Below are 25895 nucleotides of genomic sequence, written 5' to 3' on the forward strand. Positions count from 1 at the left end.
CGCGAGGCCCTGGAGCGTGTGGGATCTCGACTCTTCGGTACCGCTGCTGTCAGTGACTAGTGTCAGGCACCTTGTGCACCCCAGCTGAGCTGGGAGCATGTGGGACCATGACAAAGATCCTGATCTCGGCCGACATGGAGGGGGCCACGGCCGTCACCTGGCCGGCCGACTGCCTGCCGGGCACCCCCGAATGGCAGCGCTGCCGGCCGTTCCTCACCTCGGATGTGAACGCGGCCATCGCCGGGTTCTTCGACGGCGGCGCCGACGAGGTGCTGGTCAACGAGGCGCACATGTCGATGCGCAATCTCCTGCTCGAACAGCTCGACGACCGGGCCCAGCTGCTCACCGGGCGGCACAAGGACCTCAGCATGGTCGAGGGCGTCCAGCACGGCGACGTGGACGGGATCGCGTTCGTCGGCTACCACACCGGCGCCGGGGACGAGGGGGTCCTGGCCCACACCTACCTGGGCAACTCGATCACCGGCGTCTTCGTGGACGGCGTCCGCGCCAGCGAGGGGCTGCTGAACTCGCTCGTCGCGGCCGAGTACGGCACGCCCGTGGTGCTGGTCACCGGCGACGACTGCACCTGCGCCGACGCCGAGGGCTACGCGCCCGGCGCCCCGCGGGTCGCCGTCAAGGACTACGTTTCCCGCTACGCCGCCGTCTGCCGCACCCCCGCCCGCACCGCCGCCGACATCAGGGCCGCCGCCGCCCAGGCCGCCGCGCTCGCCGTGCGGCACGAGCCGGCCGCGCCGCGGGAGCGCACCATCGAGGTGGAGTTCGACGCCGAGCACCTCGCCGGGGCCGCCACCGTGGTGCCGGGCGTGGAGCAGACCGGGCCGCGCCGTGTGGCGTACACCGCGGCGGGCATGTACGAGGGGATTCGCTGCTTCAAGGCGGTCACGACGCTCGTGTCGGCCGCGGTGGAGGAATGGTATGGCTGAGCCCAGGACGGAAGCGGAGCGCGCCGCCCCGCACGTGGACGAGACGGCGCTCGCGGAGTCGGTCCGCTTCACCAGCGACCTCATCCGGATGGACACCACCAACAGGGGAGGCGGCGAGGGGGCGGAGCGGCCCGCGGCCGAGTACGTGGCCGGGCTGCTGGCCGAGGCCGGACTCGACCCGCTGATCCTGGAGAAGGCGCCGGGGCGGGCCAACGTGGTGGCGCGGATCGCCGGCCGCGAGCCCGGGGCCGACGCCCTCCTGGTGCACGGCCACCTCGACGTGGTGCCCGCCGAGCCCGCCGAGTGGACCGTGCACCCCTTCTCGGGCGAGGTCCGCGACGGCGTGGTCTGGGGCCGCGGCGCCGTGGACATGAAGAACTCGGACGCCATGGTCCTGGCCGTGGTCCGCGCCTGGGCCAGGGCCGGGGTGCGCCCGCGGCGCGACATCGTGCTCGCCTTCACCGCGGACGAGGAGGACACCGCCGAGTTCGGCTCCGGCTTCCTCGTCGCGCAGCGGCCCGACCTCTTCGAGGGCTGCACGGAGGCCATCGGCGAGTCGGGCGCCTTCACCTTCCACCCGGGCGACGGGCGGCGCCTGTACCCGGTGGCCGCGGGGGAGCGGGGCACCGCCTGGCTCACCCTCACCGCCCGGGGCAGGGCCGGGCACGGGTCCAAGATCAACCCCGACAATGCGGTCACCCGGCTGGCCGCCGCCGTCACCCGGATCGGCGAGCACTCCTGGCCGGTGCGCCTCAGCCCCGTGGTGCGGGCCGGGCTCACCGAGCTGGCCGCGCTCTACGGGGTGCCGCTGCCCGACCTCGGCGCGGAGCCGGCGCAGGCCCCCGGGGAGGCCAGGGCACCGGCGGACCCCCAGGACTGGGAACGCGAGGAACGCGAGAAACGCGAGGAACGCGAGAAACTCAGCCGCGCGGTGGACGGGCTGCTCGCCGCCCTCGGCCCGGCCGCCTCCCTGCTCGCCCCCACGGTCCGCAACAGCGCCAACCCCACGATGCTCAGCGCCGGTTACAAGGTGAACGTCATTCCTGGCGGGGCCACGGGGCACGTGGACGGCCGGGTGGTGCCCGGCGGCGAGGAGGAGTTCACGGCCACCCTCGACCGGCTGACGGGACCCGAGGTGGACTGGAGCTTCCTGCACCACGAGATCCCGCTCCAGGCCCCCGTGGACGGCAGGACGTTCGGCGTGCTGCGCGACGCGCTGCTGCGCTTCGACCCGGGGGCGCACGTCGTGCCCTACTGCATGTCGGGCGGCACCGACGCCAAGCAGTTCTCCCGGCTCGGCCTCGCCGGGTACGGGTTCATGCCGCTGCGGCTGCCCGAGGGCTTCGACTACCAGGCGATGTTCCACGGCGTCGACGAGCGGGTGCCCGTCGAGGCGCTGCACTTCGGCACCCGCGTCCTCGACCACGCCCTCCGCGGCCTTTAGGGGGTCCCATGACCGAGGACACCGGATTGCGCCGCCGGGAGCCGTACGGGACCTGGCCCTCCCCGGTCGGCGCGGCGCTGGTCGCGGCGCACGACGGCAGGCCCGAGTACCTCGGCGCCGTCGGCGAGGAGCTGTGGTGGACCGCGCCGAGGCCGGCCGAGGGCGGCCGGCGCGCCCTGCTGCGGCTGCGCCCCGGGGAGGCGGAGCCCTCCTGCGTGCTGCCCGCGCCGTGGAACGTCCGCAGCCGCGTCATCGAGTACGGCGGCCTGCCCTGGGCCGGCCTGGCCAGGACCGGGGGCGCCGGGCCGCTGATCGTCTTCGTCCACTTCGCCGACCAGCGCCTCTACGCCCTGGAGCCGGACGCGCCCGGCGCCGCGCCGCGCCCGCTGACCCCCCTCTCGCCGGTCGGCGGCGGGCTGCGCTGGTGCGACCCGCTGATCAGGCCGGGGCGCGACGGCGGGCCCGGCGAGGTCTGGTGCGTGCTTGAGGAGTTCACGGGCGCGCTGCCGAGCGAGGTGCGGCGGGTGCCGGCGGCGGTGCCGCTCGACGGCTCGGCGGCCGAGGACCGCGGGGCCGTGCGCGAACTCACCGCCGCCACCCACCGGTTCGTCACCGGCCCGAAGCCCTCGCCGGACGGCACCAGGGCCGTGTGGCTGGCCTGGGACCACCCCGGGATGCCCTGGGAGGGCACCGAGCTGCGCCTGGCCGAGATCGCGGCGGGCCCCGCCCCGGTGCTCACCGGCGCCCGCACGGTGGCCGGCGGCCCCGGGGAGTCCGTCGCCCAGGCGGAGTGGGCGGCCGACGGCGGCCTGCTCGCGGCCACCGACCGCACCGGCTGGTGGAACCTGCACCGGCTCGACCCGGACACCGGCGAGGCCGTCAACCTCTGCCCGCGCCAAGAGGAGTTCGCCGACGCGCTGTGGCGCGTGGGCCACCGCTGGTTCGCGCCGCTCGGCAACGGCACCCTGGCCGTCGTGCACGGGCGCGGCGCCGCCAGGCTGGGCATCCTGGACCCGGTCCGCGGCGAACTCGCCGACGCCCCGGGGCCCTGGGGCGAGTGGTCCCCGGCCCTCGCCGTGCAGGGCTCGCGGGTCACCGGCATCGCCGCCGGGGCGCTGCGCCACCACGAGATCGTGCAATTGGACGCGGCCACCGGCCGCTGCCGCGTGCTGGCCGCCCACCACCGGGACGCCGTCGACCCGGCCTACTACCCCAGGCCCGTGGCCCGCGTCTGCCACGGTCCAGGCGGGCGCGAGGTGCACGCCAGGCTCTACCCGCCCACGCACCCGGAGTACGCGGGCCCGGAGGGCGAGGCCCCGCCCTACGTCCTGTGGGCGCACGGCGGCCCGACCTCGCGCGCCCCCCTGGTACTCGACCTGGAGATCGCCTACTTCACCTCGCGCGGCATCGGGGTCGCCGAGGTGGACTACGGCGGTTCCACGGGCTTCGGCCGCGCCTACCGCGAGCGGCTGCACGGGCAGTGGGGCGTGGTGGACGTCGAGGACTGCGCCGCCGTGGCCGCCGCGCTCGCCGCCGAGGGCCTGGCCGACCCGCGGCGCCTGGCGATCCGCGGCGGCAGCGCGGGCGGCTGGACCACGGCCGCCTCGCTGGTCTCCCCGGCCGCCGAGGGCCTCTACGCCTGCGGCGTGATCAGCTACCCGGTGCTCGATCTGGTGGGCTGGGGGGTGGACGAGACCCACGACTTCGAGTCCCACTACCTGGAGTCGCTGATCGGCCCGCGCCGTGAGGTGCCGGAGCGCTACGCGGAGCGCTCGCCGGTGCGGCACGCGGAGCGCCTGGCCGTGCCCTTCCTGCTGCTTCAGGGGCTGGACGACGTGATCTGCCCGCCGGCCCAGGCCGAGCGGCTGCTCGCTGCGGTCGCCGGGCGCGGCGTCCCGCACGCCTACCTGACCTTCGCCGGTGAGGGGCACGGCTTCCGCCGCGCGGAGACCATCGAGCGCGCCGTGGAGGCCGAACTGGCCCTCTACCTGACGGTGTTCGGGATTCACCGCCCCGACGCCCCGCCCCTGGAGCTGACCGGGGACGTGTCCGGCGCGGCCCGTCGCCGTGGGCCGGAGCCGGTGCCGTAGCGCGGCGGGGCGGGCCGCCGGCTTGCGGGCCGGCGGCCGATGCCCCATCCTGCGCACTTCGCCGCGAAAGCACCCGAATGGCGCATGTCGGCCGGAGCGGGGAGGATGGCGAAAGGACGAGATCCCCGAACCCAACAGGAGGCAGGCAGATGACCACCGCCGCCGACATCATGACCCCGGGCGCCCAGTGGATCCCCGTGACCGAGACCCTCGACCGGGCCGCGCAGCTGATGCGCGAGCTGAACGTGGGCGCGCTGCCCGTGAGCGACACCAACGAGCGGATGTGCGGCATTCTGACCGACCGCGACATCGTCGTGAAGTGCATCGCCGCGGGGCACGACCCCTCCCAGGTGACCGCGGGCGACCTCGCCCAGGGGACCCCGCGCTGGATCAGCAGCGAGTCCGGCGTCGACGAGATCCTCGACGAGATGGGCGGGCACCAGATCCGCCGGCTCCCGGTGATCGACGAGAACAAGCGGCTGGTCGGCATGATCAGCGAGGCCGACCTGGCCCGCGAGCTGGGCGACGACCAGCTCGCCGACTTCGTCGCGCGCGTCTACGCCTGACCGCGGGGTCCGCGGGTTTCTCCCGCCTGGCGTCCCGCCCGGACCCGGGCGGGACGCGCCCGTGGCCACAGCTCCCCCTGGGGGACTCATGAGTCAAGAGCCCAAGGCGGGCACCGGCCTTGCCGACCGGCTGACCAGCAGGGACTTCTGGACGCCGGTCCGCATCGCCCTCGCGCTGCTCGCGGTGCTGACCCTCGTGTTCGTCTTCGAGAACACCCAGAGCACCAGGGTGCGGCTGATCGGGCCCGTGCTGCACATGCCGCTGTGGGCCGCGCTGTTCGCGACCGGCGTCGTGGGCGCCCTGTGCGGGGCCTTCCTCACCCGGTACCGGCGCCGCCGCTGAGCGCCGCCCCGCCCGGGCCCGTGCCGCGCCGGCCCCTGGGCGTACGCCGTGCCCGGCTGCCGCCGTGCGCCGTGCCCGCCCCTCGTGCCGGGCTGCCGTGCGGCCGCTGCCGCCCGCCGTGCCCACCCCCCGATGCCGCCCGCGGGCCCGTCCCGGTGCCCAACGGGCGCCTGCCGCGGGACCGAACGGGCGGTGGCGCGGGCATCCGGGCAGGAAACGGGCGCCGCGGGGGCCCGAGGCGGGCAGGCGGCAAGAAGACAACAAGCGCTCTCATTCGTGCCTACCGTGGGTCCCATCAGCTCCTCAAGCGGTCATATGCGGGCGTGATAAGTCACGCCGCGCGAGTGTCGGGTAGCGCACCGCGGCGGTAGAACTCTCCGTGCGGGCCCAACCGGGCCCGCACGGCAGAGACTTGCCGCGAGGAGGCAGGCATGACGGCCGAGGAGCGCCAGCGCGCCATCGTCGGCGCGGCACGCCGGGACGGGTCGGTCGAGGTCACCGAGCTCGCGGGCCGCCTGGGCGTCGCCAAGGAGACGGTCCGCCGCGACTTACGCGTCCTGGAGGCGCACGGGCTGCTGCGCCGCACCCACGGCGGCGCGTATCCGGTGGAGAGCGCCGGGTTCGAGACCACGCTGGCCCTGCGCGCCACCCGGCACGTGCCGGAGAAGCGGCGGATCGCCGCCGCGGCGGCCGAGCTGACCGCCGAGGCCGAGACCGTCTTCATCGACGAGGGCTTCACCCCCCAGCTGATCGCCGAGGCACTGCCGAGGGACCGGCCGCTGACCGTGGTCACCGCCTCGCTCGCGGTCGCCGGCGCCCTGGCCACCGTCAAGGGCTTCACCGTGCTGCTGCTCGGCGGCCGGGTGCGCGGCGGCACCCTGGCGACGGTGGACCACTGGACCTCCACCATGCTGTCCGGCTTCGTCATCGACCTGGTGTTCATCGGGGCCAACGGCATCTCCAGGGAACACGGGCTCACCACCCCCGACCCGGCCGTCTGCGAGGTCAAGCGGCAGGCCGTGCTCGCCGCCCGCCGCCGCGTCTTCGTCGGCATCCACACCAAGTTCGGCGCCTCCAGCTTCTGCCGCTTCGCGGACATCGCCGACCTGGACGTCATCGTCACCAGCACCAGCCTGAGTGCCGCGGAGGCACACCGCTACTCCCAGCAGGGCCCGCACGTCATCCGGGTCTGACCCGCCCCGGCCCGGACGCCGCCCACCCGGCCCGCGCGTCCCCGCCCGCACACGTCACCCGCACGCGTCGCCCCACCCCGATCCCCTGTCGCCGCAACCCACCCCCACCCACTCCGATCAGCGTTCCCACACCCGTTTCCGCACCCACACGCGGGCCGTGCGGTCCCGCACGCCCGGAAAACCCCAGGAGTTCTCGACCATGCGCAGTCAGAGTCGACGGAAGATGCGCACCCTCGCCGCCGTCACGGCGGCCGGGGCCCTGCTCGCCGCCTGTGCCGGAGCCGGTGGCTCCGGTTCCTCGGAGGGCGGCGGCATCAACGTCCTGATGGTGAACAACCCGCAGATGACCCAGCTCCAGGAGCTCACCGAGGAGCACTTCACCAAGGAGACCGGCATCGACGTGCACTTCACGGTGCTGCCGGAGAACGAGGTCAGGGACAAGATCAGCCAGGACTTCGCCAACCAGTCGGGCCAGTACGACGTCGCCACGATCAGCAACTACGAGACGCCGATCTACTCGGCCAACGGCTGGCTCCACCCGCTCGACGACTACCTCGCCTCCGACGCCGACTACGACGTGGACGACATCCTGGAACCCATCCAGCAGTCCCTCACCGGCGAGGACGGCCACGTCTACGCGCAGCCCTTCTACGGCGAGTCCTCGTTCCTGATGTACCGCAAGGACGTCTTCGCCGACCTCGGTCTCGACATGCCGGACCACCCCACCTGGCACCAGGTGGCCGACCTGGCCGCCCAGGTGGACGAGGCGGAGCCCGACATGAGCGGCATCTGCCTGCGCGGCCTGCCCGGCTGGGGCGAGATGATCGCCCCGCTGACCACGGTGGTCAACACCTTCGGCGGCACCTGGTTCGACGCCGACTGGCAGGCCAGGCTCACCGACCCCGAGTTCGAGGAGGCGACCAGGTTCTACGTGGACCTGGTCCGCGAGCACGGGGAGGCGGGCGCCGCCCAGGCCGGCTACGCCGAGTGCCTCAACAACATGGTCCAGGGCAACACCGCCATGTGGTACGACGCCACCGCGGGCGCCGGCTCCCTGGAGGCGGCGGACTCCCCGGTCCGCGGGCAGATCGGCTACGTGCCCGCCCCGGTCGAGCAGACCGAGAGCTCCGGCTGGCTCTACACCTGGGCCTGGGGCGTCCAGCGGGCCTCCGACCACGCCGACGACGCCTGGGAGTTCATCTCCTGGGCCTCAAGCAGCGCCTACGAGGAGCTGGTCGGGGAGACCCTCGGCTGGGAGAACGTCCCCGCGGGCAAGCGCGCCTCCACCTACGAGAACCCCGCGTACCAGCAGGCGGCGGCGTCCTTCTACGCCGTGACCCGCGACGCCATCAGCCAGGCCGACCCGGTCAGCCCCGGCGTCCAGGAACGCCCCGCCCCCGGCGTGCAGTTCGTGGGCATCCCCGAGTTCGCCGACCTCGGCACCCGGGTCTCCCAGGAGCTCAGCGGCGCCATCGCGGGACAGCAGAGCGTCGAGGAGGCCCTGGAACACGCCCAGGACATGGCCGAGGAGGTCGGGGAGGTGCACCGCAACCCATGAGCGAGCGCACCTCTTCCCCCACCCCTCCCGCGGCCCCGGCCGCAACCCCGCCCGGAACCCCGCGCCCGGCGGCCCGGTCCGCCGCCGCGGCGCGGGCACCCCTCGCCGCCCCGCCGGCCGCGCGGGCGGCCAGGGCCCGGGTCTGGGCCACCAGGGCGCCGCTGCTGCCCGCCCTGATCTTCCTGATCGTCGTCACCCAACTGCCCTTCGTGGCCACGCTGGTGATCTCGCTCTTCCGCTGGAACGCGCTCTACCCGGACGACCGGGCGTTCGCCGGCCTCGACAACTACGACGAGGTGATCGGGGACTCCGCCCTGCGCGGCGCGGTCGTCACCACGGTGCTCCTCACCGTCACCGTGGTGCTGGTCAGCCTCCTGCTCGGGCTCGGCCTCGCGCTGCTCCTCGACCGGCGCTTCCCCGGCCGGGGCGTGGTGCGGACGATGGCGATCGCGCCGTTCCTCATCGTGCCGGTGGCCGCCGCGCTGCTGTGGAAGCACGTGCTCTTCAACGCCGAGTACGGGCTCTTCAACGGGCTGCTGGCGCGGGTCGGCGACGTCTTCGGCTTCGACGCGCCGCAGCCCGACTGGATCTCCGACATGCCGCGCGGGGCCGTGGAGGCGGCCCTGGTCTGGCAGTGGACGCCGTTCATGATGCTCATCCTGCTGGCCGGGCTCCAGAGCCGCCCGCTCGAACTGACCGAGGCGGCCCGCATCGACGGCGCGAACGACTGGCAGATCTTCCGCCACCTCACGCTCCCGCACCTGCGGCGCTACCTGGAACTCGGCGCCCTGCTCGGCTCCATCTACATCGTGCAGAACTTCGACGCCGTGTTCACCCTCACCAAGGGCGGCCTCGACACCGCCAACCTGCCGTTCGTCATCCACGAGGAGTTCACCCAGGCGCAGGACTACGGCGTGGCCTCGGCCGCGGGCGTGCTCGTCGTCATCGGCTCCATCGCGCTCGCCGTCTTCGCGCTGCGGGTGGTGTCCTCGCTGTTCCGGGAGGAGGGCAGCCGCGCATGACCGCCACCACTCCCACGCCCGCCGCCGGGATCTCCGCGCCCGCGGGCCGCGCCCCCGCCCGCTCCGGAGCGCCGCGGGGCAGGTCCCTGCGGCGCGCCGGGCTCGCCGTGCTGGCCTGGGCGGCGGGCGCGCTGTTCTTCCTGCCGGTGGCCTGGATGGCGCTGACCTCCTTCCACTCGGAGGCGGACGCGGCCAGCAACCCGCCGGCCCTCACCGCCCCGCTCACCCTGGACGGGTACCGGACCTTCTTCGGCACCTCCTCGGGCAACGACCCGTGGCCGCCGCTGATCAACTCCGTGACCGCCTCGGTCTGTTCCACGCTGCTGGTGCTGCTGCTCGCGCTGCCGGCGGCGTACGCGCTGTCCATCAGGCCGGTGCGGGCCTGGCGGGACGCGCTGTTCTTCTTCCTGTCCACCAAGATGCTGCCGGTGGTGGCCGGGCTGCTGCCGGTGTTCCTCTTCGCCAGGGACAGCGGGCTGCTGGACAACATCTGGCTGCTCGTCCTGCTCTACACCTCCATGAACCTGCCGATCGCCGTGTGGATGCTGCAGTCCTTCCTCGTCGAGGTGCCGGCGTCCGTCATCGAGGCCGCCCAGCTGGACGGGGCGCGGCTGCCCACCGTCCTGGGCCGCGTGGTGGCGCCCGTGGTGCTGCCAGGCGTCGCGGCCACCGCGCTCATCTGCTTCATCTTCAGCTGGAACGAGATGCTCTTCGCCCGGGTGCTCACCGGCGTCAGGGCGGAGACCGCGCCGGTCTTCCTGACCCGCTTCGTCACCAGCCAGGGGCTCTTCCTCGCCCAGCTGTCCGCGGCCTCGATCGCCATCTCCCTGCCGGTGCTCGCCGCGGGGTTCGCCGCCCAGGACAAGCTGGTCCAGGGTCTGTCGCTAGGAGCTGTCAAGTGAAAGCAGCAGTCATCGAGTCGGTCGGCGCCGTCACGGTCACCGAGGTGCCCGACCCCGCGCCCGGACCGCGCGAGGTCGTGGTCGACGTGGCGGCCTGCGGGCTGTGCGGCACGGATCTGCACATCCTGCGGGGCGAGTTCGCGCCGACGCTGCCGGTGATCCCCGGGCACGAGTTCGCCGGGGAGGTGGTGGGCGTCGGCTCCGAGGTGACCGAGCTCGCGGTCGGCGACCAGGTCGCCGTCGACCCCTCGCTCTACTGCCACGAGTGCCGCTACTGCCGCACCGGCCACGCCAACATGTGCGACCGGTGGGCGGCGATCGGGGTCTCCGTGGCGGGCGGCGCGGCCGAGTACGCCCTGGCCCCGGCCGCCAACTGCGTGCGCCTGCCCGCGCACGTGGCCGCGCGGGACGCCGCGCTGATCGAGCCGCTGTCCTGCGCGATCCGCGGGTACGACGTGCTGCGCTCCACGCTCGGCGCCCGGGTGCTGATCTACGGCTCGGGCACGATGGGCCTGATGATGCTGGAGCTGGCCAAGCGCACCGGGGCCAGCGGCGTGGACGTGGTGGACGTCAACCGGGAGCGGCTGGCCACGGCCCGGCTGCTCGGCTGCTCGAACACCGCGGTGGACGCCGCGGAGTTCGACCGGCCGGAGGGCTGGGAGGTGGTCATCGACGCGACCGGCAGCGAGGCGGCGATCCAGGACGGCCTCGGCCGGGTGGCCAAGGCGGGCACCTTCCTCCAGTTCGGCGTCGCGGACTACGCGGCGCGGGCCACCATCGAGCCGTACAAGATCTACAACCAGGAGATCACCATCACCGGCTCGATGGCCGTGCTGCACAGCTACGAGCGGGCGGCCGACCTGTTCGCCACCGGCATCCTGGACCCGGAGGTGTTCATCACCGACCGCCTGCCACTGGCCGAGTACCCGCGGGCGCTTGACCGGTTCGCGGCCGGGGCCGGCCGCAAGACCGTCGTCGAGCCCTGACGGCCCCCGCCCGCCCCGCCCCGCCCGCCCGGCCTGGTGGGCGGGGCGGAGCGGGTCCGCGGCGGGCACGGGCGGCGGGCGGTGCGGGCGCGTGCGGGCGGTGCGGACGGTGCGGGCTCAGGCCCGGCAGAGGATCTCGCCGTGGATGATGCCGAACCAGGCGTCCTCGGCGGCTCCCCACTCCCGCCAGGCCGCGGCCAGCCGCTCCAGCTCCTCGCGCGTGGCCTCGCCCGAGGAGACCGCCTGCTCGGCGAGCGCGGAGCGGGTGATCCTTGCGGCCCAGAGCTCGCTCCACCAGGACCGCTCCTCAAGACTGGCGAAGCACCAGGCCGAGGCGCTCGCCGTGACCTCGGTGAAGCCCGCCGCCCGCGCCCAGGACACCAGCCGGCGCGCCGCGTCGGGCTCGCCGCCGTTCGCCCTGGCCAGCCGCCGGTAGAGGGCGAGCCAGTCGTCGAGGCCCGGGACCTGCGGGTACCAGGTCATCGTCGCGTAGTCGGCGTCCCGCGCCGCGACCACGCCGCCCGGGCGGCACACGCGCCGCATCTCGCGCAGCGCGGCCACCGGGTCGCCGAGGTGCTGGAGCACCTGGTGGGCGTGCACCACGTCGAAGGAGCCGTCCGGCAGGTCGAGCGCCCGCACGTCCGCGGTGGCGAAGGTCACCCCGGTGAGGCCGCGGGCCGCCGCCTCGGCGCGGGCCGTGTCCAGGACCCCGGGCGAGGAGTCCACGGCCGTGACCCGGCCCGGGGCCACCAGCGCGGCGAGGTCGGCGGTGATCGTCCCGGGGCCGCAGCCCACGTCGAGCAGGTCCAGGCCGGGACGCAGCTCGGGGAGCAGGTAGGCGGCCGAGTTCTCCGCGGTGCGCCAGCGGTGGGAACGCAGCACCGATTCGTGATGTCCGTGGGTGTAGATCGCATCCGGCATGCCGCCCACTCTGGCGCCGTCTCGCATAATGAGCAACCACGTTTCATCATGTGGACGTCGATGGGTGTGGCCTGACCCGGGCGGGCCGCCCCCGGGGGCGGGAGAGCGTGCGCGCGAGGGTGCCCCGGAACGCGAAAGACCGGCCGCCGCGAGGCTCAGCCGGTCACCGGGTGCGGTCCGTGCGGGCGGCGCAGCCGGCGCCAGCCCGCGGGCACGGCGGCTATCAGCAGGGTCAGGGCGATCGCGGTCACCACCCCCTGCCAGGGGTGCGGGAAGAGGGCGCCGCCCACCAGGCCGAGCAGCCCGTAGACGCCCGCCCAGGCGAGCGCGGCCACCAGGTTGGCCCGCAGGTAGACGTGCATCGGCATCCGCGCGAACAGGCAGGCGAGCATCACCGGAATCCGCCCGGCGGGCAGCAGCCGGGAGACGAGCAGCACCGTCGCGCCGCGGCCGGCCAGCCGCTCCTGCGCCCGGGCCAGCCGCTCCTGCGGCACCTGCTCGCGCATCCGGTCCAGCCAGCGCGAGCCGCCGCGCGAGCGCACCCCGCGCTGCCCGAGCCAGAACAGCGTCGCGTCCCCGAGGAAGGCGGCGAACGCCGAGACCGCGAACACGAGAAGCGAGGAGACCGCCGCCGAGGAGTGGTGGAAGGCCACCGCGGCCGCCGAGGAGACCACCGCCCCCGTCGGCACTATCGGCACCAGCGCGCCCAGCAGTATCAGCAGGAAGAGCGAGGGGTAGCCGATGGCCTGCTGGGTGTGCTCGGGGGCCACCGTGCCGGTGGCCGCGAGCGCCGCCTCCGCGCCGGCCGCCGCCGGGCTCATCGGGTCACCGCCATGCGGACGCTCTCGCCGTGCCCGAGCCGGTGCACCCGCACCGCGGGCGCCAGCCGCGCCGCGTGCCGCACGAACTCGTCCCCGGGAGAGTGGAATTCGTGCGGGCGCACCGCCGCCATGCCCAGCGGCCAGAACGTGCCCCAGTGCACCGGCACCGCGCCCAGCGGGCGCAGCCTGGCCAGGGCCTCGGCCGCCCGCTCCGCGTTCAGGTGCCCGTGCCCGAGGCGCGGCCCCCAGCCGCCCACCGGCAGCAGCGCCATGTCCACCGGACCCGTCTCCCGCGCCATCGCCTCGTACAGATCCGTGTCCCCCGCGTAGTACGTACGCGCCTCCCCCTCCACCACGTAGCCGAGCGCCGCGACCCGCCGCGGGCCGAAGGGCAGCCGGCGGCCGTCGTGCACCGCGGGAACCGCCCGTACGGTCAGCTCACCCACCGACACCTTGTCCCCTTCCGAGACCTCGCACACCTCAAGCCGGGAGGCAACGCGCCCGAGCCCGGCCACCGCGCGCAGCGTCCCGCGCGGCAGCACCACGGGCGTGCCCGGCGCGAGCCTGGCCAGGGAGCGCACGTGGAGGTGATCCATGTGCAGGTGGGAGACCAGCACGGCATCCGCCGCGTGCGCCGCGGCCGGCGGCAGGGACCCGCGGCGTCGCCGCAAATGGGCACACCACTGCGTGAAGAGGGGGTCGGTCAGCACCGTGACGCCCGAGTCCCGCACGCTCGCGGTCGCATGGCCCCACCACGTGATCTCCACCGCCACGAAGAACCCCTTCCGTCTGGCATGTCCGAGGCGATCCTGCTCGCTTTGTTAGATTTCTCTCGCTTTGGCCCGGCTCATTCTCTTCCCCCTGGCTCTCCCGGCCCGTCCCGCCTCGCGCGGCACGCCGGGCCCACCAGAGACAACAGCCGTTCCCCTCCCAGCATGCCAGCGTGACGGTACGGTTCCGGGCACTCACCCGGAGAACCTGAGGAACGGGGAGGTAGGCGGTGATACGCGGCGATAGGCGGTGATGGGCAGAGATAAGCGGAGACAGGCGGAGACGAAGGGAGACAACGGAAGAAACCGGAGGCGTCGGCAGGGGGCGCGCGGGGGCGAGCCGGGGCGAACGGCGCGGGACGTGAGAGAAGGGAAGGGCGGGATGGAAAGGCGGGGCTGAGGGGTTGGGGAAAGAGACCAGGACAAGTGGGGGGGATGGGAAGAATGGGGATCGGGGACGGGCCCCGGGAAAGGGAAGGCGTGGCAGGTGACGACCTGGCGTAACGGCGGCGCGGCGCTGCTTCGGGTGCTCACCGTCTGGGCGGTGAGCACGCTCACCCTCGTGCTGCTCGCCATGGTGCTGCCCCACTTCAGCCTCCAGTCGGCCGACGGGGACAGCCTCACCGGCGTGGGGCTGGCGGCGGCGCTTGGCGCCGCGTTCTTCGGGCTGCTCAACGCCCTGGTGTGGCCCTGGCTGGTGCGCGCCCTGCTGCTCGCGCCCGCGCTGGCCCTCGGCTCGATGGTCTTCCTGCTGAACGGCTCGCTGCTGCTGCTGGCCGTCAGCGCGATCCCCGACGGGCGGGGCGAAACGAGCCCAGGCACCGCGGTCGTGGTGGCCGCCGTCACCTCCCTCGCCTCCTCCGCCACCAGCACCTTCCTCGCGGTCCGCAGCGTCGGCGCCCAGCGCCGCCGCCTGCAGCGGATGGCGGGGCGGCGGGTGACCAGGAACGCGCCGCAGGCCCGCGAGCGCACCCCAGGGCTCGTCTTCCTGCAGCTCGACGGCATCGGCTACGACCTGCTGTGCGAGGCGATCAGCGGCGAGCGCCCCGCGATGCCGCACCTCGCCGCGCTGTGCGGCACCACCCACCGGCTCACCCCCTGGCGCACCGACTGGTCGAGCCAGACCGGCGCCTCGCAGCTGGCCATCCTGCACGGCACCAACGAGGACGTGCCCGCCTTCCGCTGGTACGAGAAGGAGACCGGCGAGGTCATCACCAGCAACCGGCCCTCGAGCGCGGCCGAGCTCCAGCGCCGGGCCGCCGAGCGCACCGGCGACCCCGGCCTGCTCGCCCGGGACGGCGCCAGCCGGGGCAACCTCTTCACCGGGGGCGCGGGACAGGCCGCCCTCGTGGTGTCCGTGGCCGCCCGCCGGGCGCGTGGACAGCGTTCGCGCGCCGGGTACTTCGCCTACTTCTCCGATCCCGGCCACGCCGCCCGGACGGCCGTCTCCTTCCTCGCCGAGCTGGTGCGGGAGATCTGCCAGTCCCTCGCCGCCCGGCTGCGCGGCGACCGGCCCCGGGTGGGCAGGGGCGGGCTCTACCCGCTGATCAGGGCGTTCGCCACCGTCGTGCAGCGGGACGTGGTGACCGCCGCCGTCATCGGCGACGTGCTCACCGGCCGTTCCGCGGTCTACGCCGACCTGGTCGCCTACGACGAGGTGGCCCACCACTCAGGCCCGCGCAGCCGCGACACCAGGCAGGTGCTCGCCCGCCTCGACCGCTGCGTGGAGATGATCGCCCAGGCCACCCACTACGCCCCGCGCCCCTACCACCTGGTGCTGCTCTCCGACCACGGGCAGAGCCAGGGCGAGACCTTCGAGTCCGCCTACGGGCAGTCCCTTGAGGAGCTGGTGCGGGCCGGGTGCGGGCGGCGGCCGGTGCCCAAGCAGGCCAGGCGCCCCGAGCCGGGCGCCGAGGCACGCGACGTGGCCCGCACCGCCCTGCACCGGCCCGAGCAGCCGCCCGAGCCGCCGCCCGCCGAGGACGCGGAGCCGGGGCGGCGGCGCACCGCGCCCGTCGTCCTCGCCTCCGGCAACCTCGGCCTGGTCTCCTTCCCCGACCTGCCGGGACGCGCCAGCCGCGAGACCCTGGACAGCCGCTACCCGACGCTGCTTCCCCTGCTGGCCGGGCACCCGGGGATCGGCTTCCTGCTGGTGCACAGCGAGGCGCACGGCCCCGTCGTGCTCGGCGCGGGCGGCGAGCACCGGCTGGCGACCGGCGAGGTGCTCGGCGCCGACCCGCTCGCGCCCTTCGGGCCCGGCGCCGCCGAGGCGGTGCGGCGCACGGCCGGCTTCCCGCACGTCGCCGACATCATGGTCAACTCCGCGGTGGACCCGGTGAGCGGCGCGGTGCACGCCTTCGAGGACCAGATCGGCTGCCACGGCGGGCTCGGCGGCGAGCAGAGCCGGGCCTTCCTCCTGTCGCCGCTCGCCCTCACCCCGCCCTGTGCCGAGGGCGAGCTGACCGGCGCGGAGGCGGTGCACCGGGTGCTGCGCCGCTGGCGGGACGAGGTGGCCGTGGCCCGCCCGGCGCAGCACCCGGAAGCGGTGAGCAAGGCGGCGACCTAGGGTGGTGCTGCGGGGCGCGGCGATGGCGCGCCCCGGACCGCGGGGAGCGGAAGCGAAGACCGCCGAGTAGGGAGCAGCGATGGCACCCAAGCCGCTGACCGAGTCCGAGATCGCCGAGGCGCTGGGCGGGCTGCCCGGCTGGACGGTCGAGGAGAACCGGCTGATCCGCAGCTACGGCCTGCCCGGGCACCTGGCGGCCGTGGCGCTGCTGGTGCACGTCGCCACCGTCCAGGAGGAGCTGGGGCACCACGCCGATCTGGCGCTGACGTACGACCGGCTGGGCGTGGCGGTGACGACGCACAGCGCCGGGGGCAGGCTGACCGCCCTCGATTTCACCCTCGCCCGCCGCATCGAGGAGCTCGCCCCGGCGCACGGCGCGGCCTGAACGCGCCCGGCGGGCCGCGGGCGGCTCAGGGCTCCACGCGCACCCGGACGCGGTGCCGGCCGGTGGCGCCGTCGTCGGCCGGGGCCTCGGACTCCGTCTGGACCACCCCGTCCCGGTCGGTGGCGCGGACCTGGAGCTCGTGCTCGCCCGCGGTGGCCTCCCAGTGCCACACCCACTGCCGCCAGGTGTCGACCGTGTCCTGCGCGGCGAGCGTCGCCTCCTGCCACGGCCCGCCGTCCACCCGCACCTCCACCCGGGAGATGCCGGTGTGCTGGGCCCAGGCCACCCCGGCCACCGGCACGGTCCCGGCGCGCGGGGAACGCGAGGGGCCCGGCGTGTCGATGCGGGACTGGGTCTTGATCGGCCCCTTGGCCGCCCAGCCGCGCGCCACCCAGTAGGCGTCGTAGGCGTCGAAGGTGGTCAGCTCAAGCTCCCGCAGCCACTTGCAGGCCGAGACGTAGCCGTACAGTCCCGGGACCACCATCCGCACCGGGAAGCCGTGCTCGAAGGGCAGCGGCTCGCCGTTCATCGCGACGGCGAGCAGCGCGTCCCGGCCGTCCAGGACGGTCTCCACCGGGCTGCCCAGCGTCATCCCGTCCACCGAGCGGGCCAGCAACTGGTCCGCCCGGCCGCCCTCGGAGGGCGCCCGCACCCCCGCCTCGCGCAGCAGGTCGGCCAGCCGGACGCCGGTCCACCTGGCGTTGCCGACGAGGTCGCCGCCCACCGGGTTGGAGACGCAGGTGAGCGTGACGTCCCGCTCGATCAGCTCGCGGCGCAGCAGGTCCTCGAAGCCGAGCGTCAGCTCCCTGGCGACGCCGAGCCCGTGGATGCGCAGCCGCCAGCCGGCCGCGTCCACCCGCGGCACCCGCAGCGCGGTGTCGATGCGGTAGAAGTCCCGGTTCGGCGTGAGGAACGGGCCGAGCCCCTCGACGTCGAGCGAGGCACCCGCGGGCACGGCGGCGGCCGGCGAGTCGGCCGGCGGTATCACGGTGGCGGCGCGCGTGGCCTCCGCGGCGGCGTCCCCGGTGGCGCGCAGCCGCCCGCCCAGCAGCCCGGCCAGCGCGGAGGCGGCGGCGGTGGAGGAGGCGGCGGCCAGGAAGCGGCGCCGGTCGAAGGCCGCGCCCGGCGGCGCGGCGGGCGCGGGCCGAAGCCGCGCCGTCAGCAGCGCCAGCGCGCCGCCCGCGGCCACGGCCGCGCACAGCGAGGGCAGGGCGTCGGCCGGGCCGGCGCCGGGCCTGGTGACCGCGGCCGCCACGCCCACCGCGCCGAAGGCGAGGGCCCCGGCGGGCCCGGCCGGGCGGTGGCGGGCGGCGAGCACGCCGAGCGCGGCGGCGGCGAGGCCGAGGAGCACCACGATGCCCGCGCGCAGGGCGGCCTTGTCGTGGCTGCCGAAGACCTCGATCGCCCACCTGGTCACCGCCGCCGGGCTCAGGTCGATCACCGCGTCCCCGACGGCCGTCACCGGGCTCGCCTCGCCGCGGACCGGCGCCGCGGCCAGCTCGCCCGTGGCGAGGCCGGCGCCAGCGGCGAGCACCCCATTGAGCGCGCCGAGCGCGCGGTGGCTTCTCACCCCGCCCATTCGACTCCATCGCCGACGGCGGGAACAGGCCGAAAAGAGAACGAAACGCTGACATCCGCACGGGAGTTGGGCCCGGCCCCCGCCGGGGCGCGGCGCCGGTCCGTGATCCGGACCGGCCTCGCACGCCCGTCGTAAACGAGAGAGAATGTCCATCGTGCGAAAACTGGCCAGGCTGCTCGACCCCTACATTCTGCTGCTGCTCGCCACGGTCGGCCTGGCCGCGCTCCTCCCGGCCGGCGGCCGGGCGGCGGACGCCGTGGACGGGGTCTCCACCGGATGCATCGGGCTGCTCTTCTTCCTCTACGGCGCCAGGCTCTCCACGGCCGAGGCGGTGGAGGGGCTGCGGCACTGGCGCCTGCACCTGACGATCCTCTGCTGCACCTTCGCGATCTTCCCGCTGTTCGGGCTCGCCGCCCGCGGCCTGGAGCCCTGGCTGCTGCCGCACGACCTCTACCAGGGGCTGCTGTTCCTGTGCCTGGTGCCCTCCACGGTGCAGTCCTCGATCGCGTTCACCTCCATGGCCAGGGGAAACGTCGCCGCCGCCATCGCCGCGGGCTCCTTCTCCAGCCTGGTGGGCGTGTTCCTCACCCCGCTGTTCGCCGCCGCCCTGATCGGCGCGAGCGGCGGGTTCTCCGTGGACTCGCTGCTGGAGATCGCGCTCCAGTTGCTCGCGCCCTTCCTGCTCGGGCAGCTGTTGCGGCGCTGGATCGGCGGCTTCGTCACGCGGCACCGGCGGGTGCTGTCCTTCGTGGACCGCGGCTCGATCCTCGTCGTCGTCTACGCGGCCTTCAGCGAGGGCATGAACGCCGGCATCTGGGACCGGGTGGCCTGGCCGCGGCTGCTGGCGCTGTTCGGTGTGGAGGCCGTGCTGCTGGCCTGCATGCTGCTGCTGACCGGCTGGGGCGCGCGGCGCCTCGGCTTCGGCCGCGACGACCGGGTGGCCATCGTCTTCGCCGGCTCGAAGAAGTCCCTCGCCTCGGGGCTGCCCATGGCCGGCGTGATCTTCGGCGCGCAGGCCGCGATGGCGGTGCTGCCACTGATGATCTTCCACCAGACGCAGCTGATCGTCGGCGCCTTCCTCGCCCGCCGCTGGGGGAGCGCGGCCGAACGGGACGGCGGGTCCGGGGCGCCCGCGGTCCCCGGGAGCCGGGGCGCGCCGGGGGATCAGGCGCCGGCGGGGACGGCGGGGGCCAGCCGTCCGGCGCCCGCGTAGACGTTCATCGAGGAGCCGCGCAGGAAGCCCACCAGCGTCACCCCCGCCTCCCTGGCCAGGTCGACGGCGAGGGAGGAGGGCGCCGAGACCGCGGCCAGCACCGGGATGCCGGCCATCACCGCCTTCTGCACCAGCTCGAAGGAGGCCCGCCCGGAGACCAGCAGCACCGTGTCCGACAGGGGCAGCAGGCCGCGTTCCAGCGCCCGGCCGACCACCTTGTCCACCGCGTTGTGCCGCCCCACGTCCTCCCTGACGTCCAGCAGCCGGCCGTCGGCCGCGCACAGCGCCGCGGCGTGCAGGCCGCCGGTGCGCGCGAAGACCCGCTGCGCCTCCCGCAGCCGCTCGGGCAGCGCGGCCAGCACGCCGGGGTCCAGGCGCGGCCCGCCGGTCAGCGGCAGCGGCCAGCGGGCCGTGGTGCGCACCGCGTCCAGGCTCGCCTTGCCGCACAGCCCGCAGGAGGAGGTCGTGTACACCCGGCGGGCCAGCCGGTCCAGGTCCGCCTCCGGAAAACCCGCGGACCCGGCGGACCCGGCGGGCTCCCCGGCGAGCCGGACGTCCACGATGTTGTACGTGTTGCCGCCCTCGGGCCCGGTGGCCCCCGCGCAGTAGGTGACGCGGGACAGCTCCCCCGGGGTGGCCAGCACGCCCTCGCTCACCAGGAAGCCGACGGCGAGCGCGAAGTCGTCCCCCGGCGTGCGCATGGTGACGGCGAGTTGGCGGCCGTTGACGCGGATCTCCAGGGGCTCCTCGGCGACCAGGGTGTCGGCGCGTTCGGTGAGGGCGCCGTCCCTGATCCTGAGGACGCGGCGGCGCTCGGTGACCCTTCCCATGCCGCCATCCTGCCCGTGGCGGGGGGCGTCCGCCAGACGCGGGGGTGCGCCCCCCGCGCCGGGCGGACGGGGCCGCCCGGTCAGTCCCGGGCGCGCAGGCTCTCCGGCGGGCCCAGGTAGCTCGGCCGCAGGCCGCCGGTGTCGACCACCAGCTTCTGCACGATCACCGTCGGGTCGACCATCCAGAACTTCAGCACGTGCCGCCCGGCCCGTTCGATGCGGTGGGTGGTGACGGTGAGGTTGGCGTTGTCCGAGGTGTTGCGCTCCCACTGGCGGTTCATCGTGGTGTCGTTGGCGCCGGTGGCGCGGGTGACGTTCACCTGCTGCGGGTCGGCCCCGTCGAAGGAGACGGCGTAGCCGAGGCCGTCGGTCGGCAGCACGTTGTTGCGCGGCGACAGGTACGCGAGCACCTTGACCTCGCCCGTGGTGAACAGCGTCAGCTCGTACTCCAGGCGCGGGCTGCCGCCGCCCGGCGTCTGGCGGGGCGCGGTGACCGGCAGCGGCGTCATGCCGTCGCCGGTGCGCCCGATGTCGGGAATCCGCCGCCAGCGCACGCCGCCCGCGTGCACCGCCCGGTCGTAGTGGGCCGCCTCGATGGAGACGTAGCCGTTGGCCTCGATGAAGCCGTGCAGCCTGTGCCGCGGCACGCCCGGGTTCTCGACGACGGCCTTGACCTCCACGGCGGCCCCGCCGGGGCCGCTCACCGTGAGCGGCACGGTGGTGGTGCCCTGCGGGGCGCGGTCCCAGTCGACGTCCACGGTCACCCGCACCTGGGTGCTCACCCGGCCGCCGGTGTCCGAGAGCCGCACCCACCGCTCGGGGCAGTCGATCCGGTAGTGGAAGGGCTCGGAGCCGCGGTTGAAGATCTCGATGTACTGCCCGGGCTGGCTCTGGTACGGGCTGAACACCGGCAGCACGGCCTCGGCCTCCGACTGCGGCCACCACTGGTCGGAGCCGTCGACGGCGATGCCCATCTCCGAGCCGGCGGGCAGCTCCACGCGCCGCACGGCGGGGAAGACCTCGTCGGGCAGCGCGACGTTGTTCAGCTCGGGCTGCTGCCAGGGCGCGTTGGGGCCGTACCGCTCGACGTCGCCGTACCCGATCTTCGGCTGGGTCTGGAAGCCGGCCCACTTCCCGTCGGCGAGCGTGTTGTTGTAGTAGTCCGACATGGCCTGGTCGTCGGCGAACCTGGCGTCGGTGGCGTCGGCGAGTTCGTTGGCCGAGGCCCGGCCCTGGGACGCGTACAGCAGGTTGGTGAACTCCGCGGCCCGCAGCGCGTACAGGTTGGCGGTGGCCTCGACCGGGTACTGCACCAGCTCGTAGAACGCGTCCTGGCAGCGGGCGGGCAGCGACTCGGCGATCTGCTGCACCTCGGTGTCCAGGCGCTCCCACTCGGCGGTGACGCGCTCGATCTCCCGGTAGTCGGTGATGCTGAACGGCGTGGCCTGGTCGTCGTAGACCACCGCGGAGGAGTCGGTGGCCGGGTCCTTGTCCGGGTCGAGGGTGATGCGCCGGTTGAGCAGTTCGGGCTTGCGCCGCGACTGCAGGAAGCCGTAGGTGTGCAGGACCTCGGCGATGGCCTCGGCGTGGTCCTCGCCGAAGTTCTGCGCGGCGTAGCGCCGCTCCCACTCGCCGAGCCGGTCCAGGGTCCAGCGCTCCGGGTCCCAGGCGTAGTCGAGGAAGAACTGCAGGGGCAGCTCCTCGGACTTCATGTCGCCGACGTTCACCACCCACAGGCGGTCGATGCCGTAGCTGTAACAGAGGTTGAGCTGCTCCCAGGTGGAGGCCAGGTTGACGGTGTCGACCCACTTGTAGTTGCGGCCGCCGCCGACGTAGTCGAAGTGGTAGTAGATCCCGTAGCCGCCGGCCCGCTCGGGCAGCGTGAGGTCGGGAACCTTGCGCATGTTGCCCCAGTTGTCGTCGCAGAAGACGACCGTGACGTCGTCCGGGGGCCGCAGGCCCTCGTCCCAGTAGCGCTGCACCTCCTTGTAGAGCGTCTGCACCTGCGGGATGGCGGTGACGTCGGGGCCCGCGATCTCGGCGAGGACCTCGCGCTCGGCGGCGAGGATGCTCTCCATCAGCTCGATGCCGTCGCCGTCGGGCAGGCTGACGTCGCCGTTGCCGCGCATGCCGACGGTGACCACGCCCTCGAAGTCCTCGTCGACCATCCGCCGGATGCCGTCGGCCCAGTACTGCCTCAGGGCCTCGCCGTTGTAGCGGAAGCTCCACTCGCCGGTGCCGCCGTAGGGGTCGTGGCCCGGCGTGACGATGGCGCCGTTCGCGTCGCGGACCGCGGCCACGGCGTGCCGGTTCCACTCCTCGATGCCGCGCATCATGGGCGCCTCGTGCGAGGTGCCCATGACGATGCCGTACCGCTTGGCCGTGGCGTGGTTCTCCGGGTCGTCCTCGGCGAAGGCGCGGCCCCAGACGGCGGGCCACAGATAGTTGGCCTTCAGCCGCAGCATGACCTCGAAGACCGCCGCGTAGAAGTGGCTGTTGAAGCCGCCCTCGTAGCCGGGGGCGAGGCCGGGGCCGAAGAAGGCGGGGGCCCAGGTGCCGAGCGCCGGGTTCTCGTCGTTGATGAAGAAGCCGCGGTACTTCACGGCGGGGGTGCCCTGCGTGAAGCGCCCCGGCAGCGCGTACAGCTCCTCGTGGTGGGGGCTTGGCACGTCGTCCCACCAGTACCAGGGGGAGACGCCCATCTGCCGGGAGGCCTCGTAGATGCCGTAGATGGTGCCGCGCTGGTCGCTGCCCGCGATGACCAGGGCCCGCCGGACGCCGGGCAGCGGGTTGGAGACGACCTGCTCCCGCGTGGTCTCCCACTTGCCCGCGATGCCCTCCACGTCGAGCTTTCCCGACTGGACGAGGCGGTCGATCAGGGGGCTGCGCCCGAGGGTGCCGATGAGGACGATCTCCTCGTGGCGCGCGGGGGCGCGGTCCCGGACGACGGCGGGCTCCACGCCGGTGACCCGCTTGATGTCCGCGCGCAGGTCGTCCACGGCCCTGAGGACGCCGGGGTGGTCCTCGCCGCTGACCACGAGGGGCACGGCGCGGCCGTGTGCCACCAGGGCCAGGCTGCCAGGTTGCCAGGAGGTGGAGAGGAAGGTGCTGCGTCTGTCCGCGGCTCTCGTGGCGGGTCCGGTGGCGGTCTGGGCCGCGTGTGCGGCGCCGGTGGCCGCGCCGGTCGCGGCGACGGTCAGGGGGAGCAGGGAGAGGAACGCACGGCGGCTCGTCATGATCAATCTCCGCGCAGGACGGGGCGGACAGGTGGGGAAGAGGACGGGCGGGAAGGGGAAGTCCGATAATTTTCGGAGGAGTTCCGGAATGAGTGCCCGCAGAATCTCACGGGGCGCCATGCCCAGGTCAATACCGAGGTCGCCGCTGATTTCCCGGTGCTGCGCGGCCGGATCGCGAAGATCCGGGGTGACCTGCTGGGCAGTATGCGGCCGAAATTTTTTCGGTCACCCGCAGGTCCGCTCCGGCTGCCGCCTGCCGCGGTGGGACTCTTGACGGCTCTCCACCCTGGCCGGAAAATCGGACGGAAGCCCTCGCGACCGGGCATGTCCGGCCGATGCGACCGGCCGGGCGGCCCGAGCGGGCGGGACGGCGTCTGACGAATGACGGACGGAGTGCCATGCGTGACGCGGGACCCGAATCCGGCCGTCCGGCCCGAAGGCCTCTGCTGCTGACCTCCCGTCGCCACATCGACCTGCTGCGCGTGTGCAGTTCCGGCAGTCGCCTCTCCTGAACGGCCCGGCCTCTCGGCCCGGCCGCCCCTCTCCCCCCGCCTCTGCTGTGGCTGTGATGTGCCGCTGACATGCCCCTGCTGTGCCCCTGCTGTGCCCCTGAAGTTCCCGGCGCCGAGCGGGCCCTGGTGCCTGCGAGGCGCCTGGTGCGCCCGCAGCTCGCCCGCGCGGCGCCCGCGACGTGCCCGCGATCGTCCCGCCGCCCGCCTTTCGAGGGAGACCCATGTCCGGAAACCGGCCCACCCCCAGGCCCTCCGCCGCCGCCGACGCCCATGCGTTCCGCGGCCGGATCGGACCCGACGCCAACCACGGCTTCCACCCCGCCCCGCACCGCTACCACCTCTACCTCTCGCTCTCCTGTCCGGACTCGCTGCGCATCGCCCTCACCCACCGGCTGCTCCGCCTCGGCGACCTCATGCCGCTGACCGCGCTGCCCCCCATCCCCGCGGCCGACGGCGGCTACCCCGAACTGCGCGCCGCCTACGAGGCGTCCACGCACCGCTTCCAGGGCCCGGCCACCGCGCCGCTGCTCGCCGACCGCTGGACCGGACGCGTCGTCAGCAACCACGCCCCCGACATCGAGTGCGACCTCGCCCGCCACTTCCGCGGCGAGTCGGGCCCCGACCTGCGTCCCCGCGGCTCCGAGGAGGCGATCGCCGCCGTGGCCGCCCTCTGCGAGGAGGGCATCGCACAGGCAGCGCAACGCGCCGGGCAGGCCGGGCAGGGGCCGGCCGAGCGGGAGCAGGCGCTCGGCGTCCTGCTCGGCGCCCTGGCGGCCGTCGAGGAACGCCTCGCCGCCCGGCCGTTCGCGGCCGGGGACGTCCTGACCGCGGCCGACGTGCACCTGTGGGTCACGCTGGTGCAGCTCGACACCGTCCACCGCTGGCACCTCGGGGCCGACGCGGTGCACCGCATCGCGGACCACCCCCGGCTGTGGGCGTACGCGCGGCGGCTGCTGGCGGAGCCCGCCTTCGGCGAGTGCCTGCGGCTCGACGAGATCGCGCTGCGCCATCACCACCAGTGCCGGGGCCTGGAGGCGGCCGGCGCCGCGGTGCAGATCATCGACTGGACCCGCCCGGAGCCCGGCCCCGGGCGAGGCACCCGCGAGCCGGCCACCCGGGCGTTCGGCCCGGCCCGGCGCGGCGCCTGAACGCCGGTCACCCCACCGGGTGGGCGGCGGGCGCCTCGGGGCTGGCCGCCCGGACTGCCGCGCCCTGCACCCCGCCCGGCAGGGCGGGGCCTTGGCGGAGCGCGCCCCGCGGCCCCTTGTGCGCCGGCGCGCCCGCCGGGGCCCGGCAGCCGGCCGGTCTTCTCCTCGAACTTCCGCGCCGCGGCGGTCGCCAGGTCCCGCACGAGCGCGGTGCGGGGTGCGGCCGGGGACGGGCACACGCCGGCGAGGGCCGCCGCCCTCCGGCGGAGGGGAACCCTCGGCCTCTGCGACGGCGCAATGCCCTTGCCGGGTGACTTGCCGTCAAGGCGGGTGGCGGTTCCTCTGTGGCACTGGTACGGCGTGTGCGGTGTCGTGTGGCGCGTCGCGTGGCACCGCGTGTGCCGTGTCGTGTGGCGCCTCGTGTGTGCGGCGTGGCGTGTGCCGCGTGGCGCCTTGCGTGTGCCGCGTGGCGTGGCGCTTCGTGTGTGCTGTGTCGTGTGGCGCTTCGCGTATGCCGTGTCGCGTGGCGCCTCGCGCGTGCTGTGTCGCGTGGCGCCTCGCGTGTGCGGCGTCATGTGGCGCCGGTGCGGGAGCTGGTGCGCCGGTGCGGGAGCCGGTGCGGCGGTGCGGTGGTGCGGTGGTGCGGAAGCGGTGGGCGGCTTACGTGGCCGGTGATTGCCCGGCTGCGGGCGCGTGCGGATGCGGGAGTAGAGGCGGCTGCGGGGGGAGGGGGCGGCTTCCGGATTGCCGTCGCGGTCACCGGCGGGTCTTGCGCGCGGCGCCCGGTGCCGGGGGGCGCGCGGATGAACGTGGCTCGGGGACGGCCGGCCGTCCCCGGTTCAGGTGGCGCGCAGCTGCTGCCGCGT

At 74.6% G+C, this 25895-nt stretch carries 20 protein-coding genes; 14 read left to right on the plus strand and 6 right to left on the minus strand.

Annotation, left to right across the window (positions count from 1 at the left end):
* The first annotated feature begins 107 nt into the window (after positions 1–107).
* The 10 genes from D7294_RS31040 (at position 108) to D7294_RS31085 (ending at position 11048) form a co-directional block, all read left to right on the plus strand.
* The gene (locus D7294_RS31040) at positions 108–944 is read left to right on the plus strand and encodes a M55 family metallopeptidase (protein WP_120685162.1); all 837 of its coding nucleotides are present in this window, start codon (positions 108–110) and stop codon (positions 942–944) included.
* Positions 937–2388 carry a M20/M25/M40 family metallo-hydrolase gene (locus tag D7294_RS31045; RefSeq protein ID WP_120685163.1) on the plus strand — a complete coding sequence of 484 codons (1452 nt, stop codon included), beginning with the start codon at positions 937–939 and terminating at the stop codon, positions 2386–2388. Before D7294_RS31040 ends, D7294_RS31045 begins: the two co-directional genes overlap by 8 nt.
* An 8-nt stretch (positions 2389–2396) precedes the next feature.
* Complete coding sequence (locus D7294_RS31050) at positions 2397–4478, plus strand: S9 family peptidase (protein WP_120685164.1); 2082 nt, start codon at positions 2397–2399, stop codon at positions 4476–4478.
* 149 nt (positions 4479–4627) lie between these two features.
* Complete coding sequence (locus D7294_RS31055; RefSeq protein WP_120685165.1) at positions 4628–5044, plus strand: CBS domain-containing protein; 417 nt, start codon at positions 4628–4630, stop codon at positions 5042–5044.
* Between the two features lie 88 nt (positions 5045–5132).
* The gene (locus tag D7294_RS31060; protein WP_241562744.1) at positions 5133–5387 is read left to right on the plus strand and encodes a DUF1049 domain-containing protein; all 255 of its coding nucleotides are present in this window, start codon (positions 5133–5135) and stop codon (positions 5385–5387) included.
* Positions 5388–5818: 431 nt separating this feature from the next.
* Entirely contained in the window at positions 5819–6580 is a 762-nt protein-coding gene (locus tag D7294_RS31065; RefSeq protein WP_120685166.1) for a DeoR/GlpR family DNA-binding transcription regulator, read from the plus strand.
* 199 nt (positions 6581–6779) lie between these two features.
* A complete protein-coding gene (locus D7294_RS31070; protein WP_120685167.1) occupies positions 6780–8138 on the plus strand; it encodes an ABC transporter substrate-binding protein in 1359 nt (452 codons plus the stop codon).
* Complete coding sequence (locus D7294_RS31075; RefSeq protein WP_120685168.1) at positions 8135–9160, plus strand: carbohydrate ABC transporter permease; 1026 nt, start codon at positions 8135–8137, stop codon at positions 9158–9160. The genes D7294_RS31070 and D7294_RS31075 overlap by 4 nt, the downstream gene beginning before the upstream one ends.
* Positions 9157–10062 carry a carbohydrate ABC transporter permease gene (locus D7294_RS31080; RefSeq protein WP_120685169.1) on the plus strand — a complete coding sequence of 302 codons (906 nt, stop codon included), beginning with the start codon at positions 9157–9159 and terminating at the stop codon, positions 10060–10062. The genes D7294_RS31075 and D7294_RS31080 overlap by 4 nt, the downstream gene beginning before the upstream one ends.
* On the plus strand, positions 10059–11048 hold the full coding sequence (locus D7294_RS31085) for a zinc-dependent alcohol dehydrogenase family protein (protein WP_120685170.1): 990 nt from the start codon (positions 10059–10061) through the stop codon (positions 11046–11048). The genes D7294_RS31080 and D7294_RS31085 overlap by 4 nt, the downstream gene beginning before the upstream one ends.
* 117 nt (positions 11049–11165) lie before the next feature.
* On the opposite strand, the gene D7294_RS31090 is transcribed toward D7294_RS31085, so the two are convergent.
* The 3 genes from D7294_RS31090 to D7294_RS31100 all read right to left on the minus strand — a co-directional run bounded on the left by D7294_RS31090 (position 11166) and on the right by D7294_RS31100 (position 13563).
* Entirely contained in the window at positions 11166–11969 is an 804-nt protein-coding gene (locus tag D7294_RS31090; RefSeq protein ID WP_120685180.1) for a methyltransferase domain-containing protein, read from the minus strand.
* A 155-nt stretch (positions 11970–12124) separates the two neighbouring features.
* The gene (locus tag D7294_RS31095) at positions 12125–12790 is read right to left on the minus strand and encodes a DedA family protein (protein ID WP_120685171.1); all 666 of its coding nucleotides are present in this window, start codon (positions 12788–12790) and stop codon (positions 12125–12127) included.
* The gene (locus D7294_RS31100; protein WP_120685172.1) at positions 12787–13563 is read right to left on the minus strand and encodes an MBL fold metallo-hydrolase; all 777 of its coding nucleotides are present in this window, start codon (positions 13561–13563) and stop codon (positions 12787–12789) included. The genes D7294_RS31095 and D7294_RS31100 overlap by 4 nt, the downstream gene beginning before the upstream one ends.
* A gap of 484 nt (positions 13564–14047) precedes the next feature.
* On the opposite strand from D7294_RS31100, the gene D7294_RS31105 reads away from it, so the two are divergent.
* Positions 14048–16126 carry an alkaline phosphatase family protein gene (locus tag D7294_RS31105; RefSeq protein ID WP_241562745.1) on the plus strand — a complete coding sequence of 693 codons (2079 nt, stop codon included), beginning with the start codon at positions 14048–14050 and terminating at the stop codon, positions 16124–16126.
* A 79-nt stretch (positions 16127–16205) separates the two neighbouring features.
* Positions 16206–16511, plus strand: coding sequence for a 4a-hydroxytetrahydrobiopterin dehydratase (locus D7294_RS31110; RefSeq protein WP_120685173.1), 306 nt, complete (start codon positions 16206–16208; stop codon positions 16509–16511).
* A 25-nt stretch (positions 16512–16536) separates the two neighbouring features.
* Here the strand turns inward: D7294_RS31110 and D7294_RS31115 are convergent, their stop codons facing one another.
* Positions 16537–18090 carry a molybdopterin-dependent oxidoreductase gene (locus D7294_RS31115; RefSeq protein WP_120685174.1) on the minus strand — a complete coding sequence of 518 codons (1554 nt, stop codon included), beginning with the start codon at positions 18088–18090 and terminating at the stop codon, positions 16537–16539.
* A 145-nt stretch (positions 18091–18235) separates the two neighbouring features.
* On the opposite strand from D7294_RS31115, the gene D7294_RS31120 reads away from it, so the two are divergent.
* Entirely contained in the window at positions 18236–19303 is a 1068-nt protein-coding gene (locus tag D7294_RS31120; protein WP_120685175.1) for a bile acid:sodium symporter family protein, read from the plus strand.
* Here D7294_RS31120 and fdhD read toward each other — a convergent pair.
* A complete protein-coding gene (gene fdhD, locus D7294_RS31125; protein ID WP_120685176.1) occupies positions 19255–20133 on the minus strand; it encodes a formate dehydrogenase accessory sulfurtransferase FdhD in 879 nt (292 codons plus the stop codon). The genes D7294_RS31120 and fdhD overlap by 49 nt on opposite strands.
* Positions 20134–20213: 80 nt before the next feature.
* Positions 20214–23369: a glycosyl hydrolase 115 family protein gene (locus tag D7294_RS31130; RefSeq protein ID WP_120685177.1), complete on the minus strand. Its 3156-nt coding sequence runs from the start codon at positions 23367–23369 to the stop codon at positions 20214–20216.
* Positions 23370–24102: 733 nt separating this feature from the next.
* On the opposite strand from D7294_RS31130, the gene D7294_RS31135 reads away from it, so the two are divergent.
* The gene (locus D7294_RS31135) at positions 24103–25029 is read left to right on the plus strand and encodes a glutathione S-transferase C-terminal domain-containing protein (protein ID WP_120685178.1); all 927 of its coding nucleotides are present in this window, start codon (positions 24103–24105) and stop codon (positions 25027–25029) included.
* Positions 25030–25895 lie beyond the last annotated feature (866 nt).

Origin of the sequence: Streptomyces hoynatensis, from assembly GCF_003626535.1 — a bacterium.
Taxonomy (GTDB): Bacteria; Actinomycetota; Actinomycetes; order Streptomycetales; family Streptomycetaceae; genus Streptomyces; species Streptomyces hoynatensis.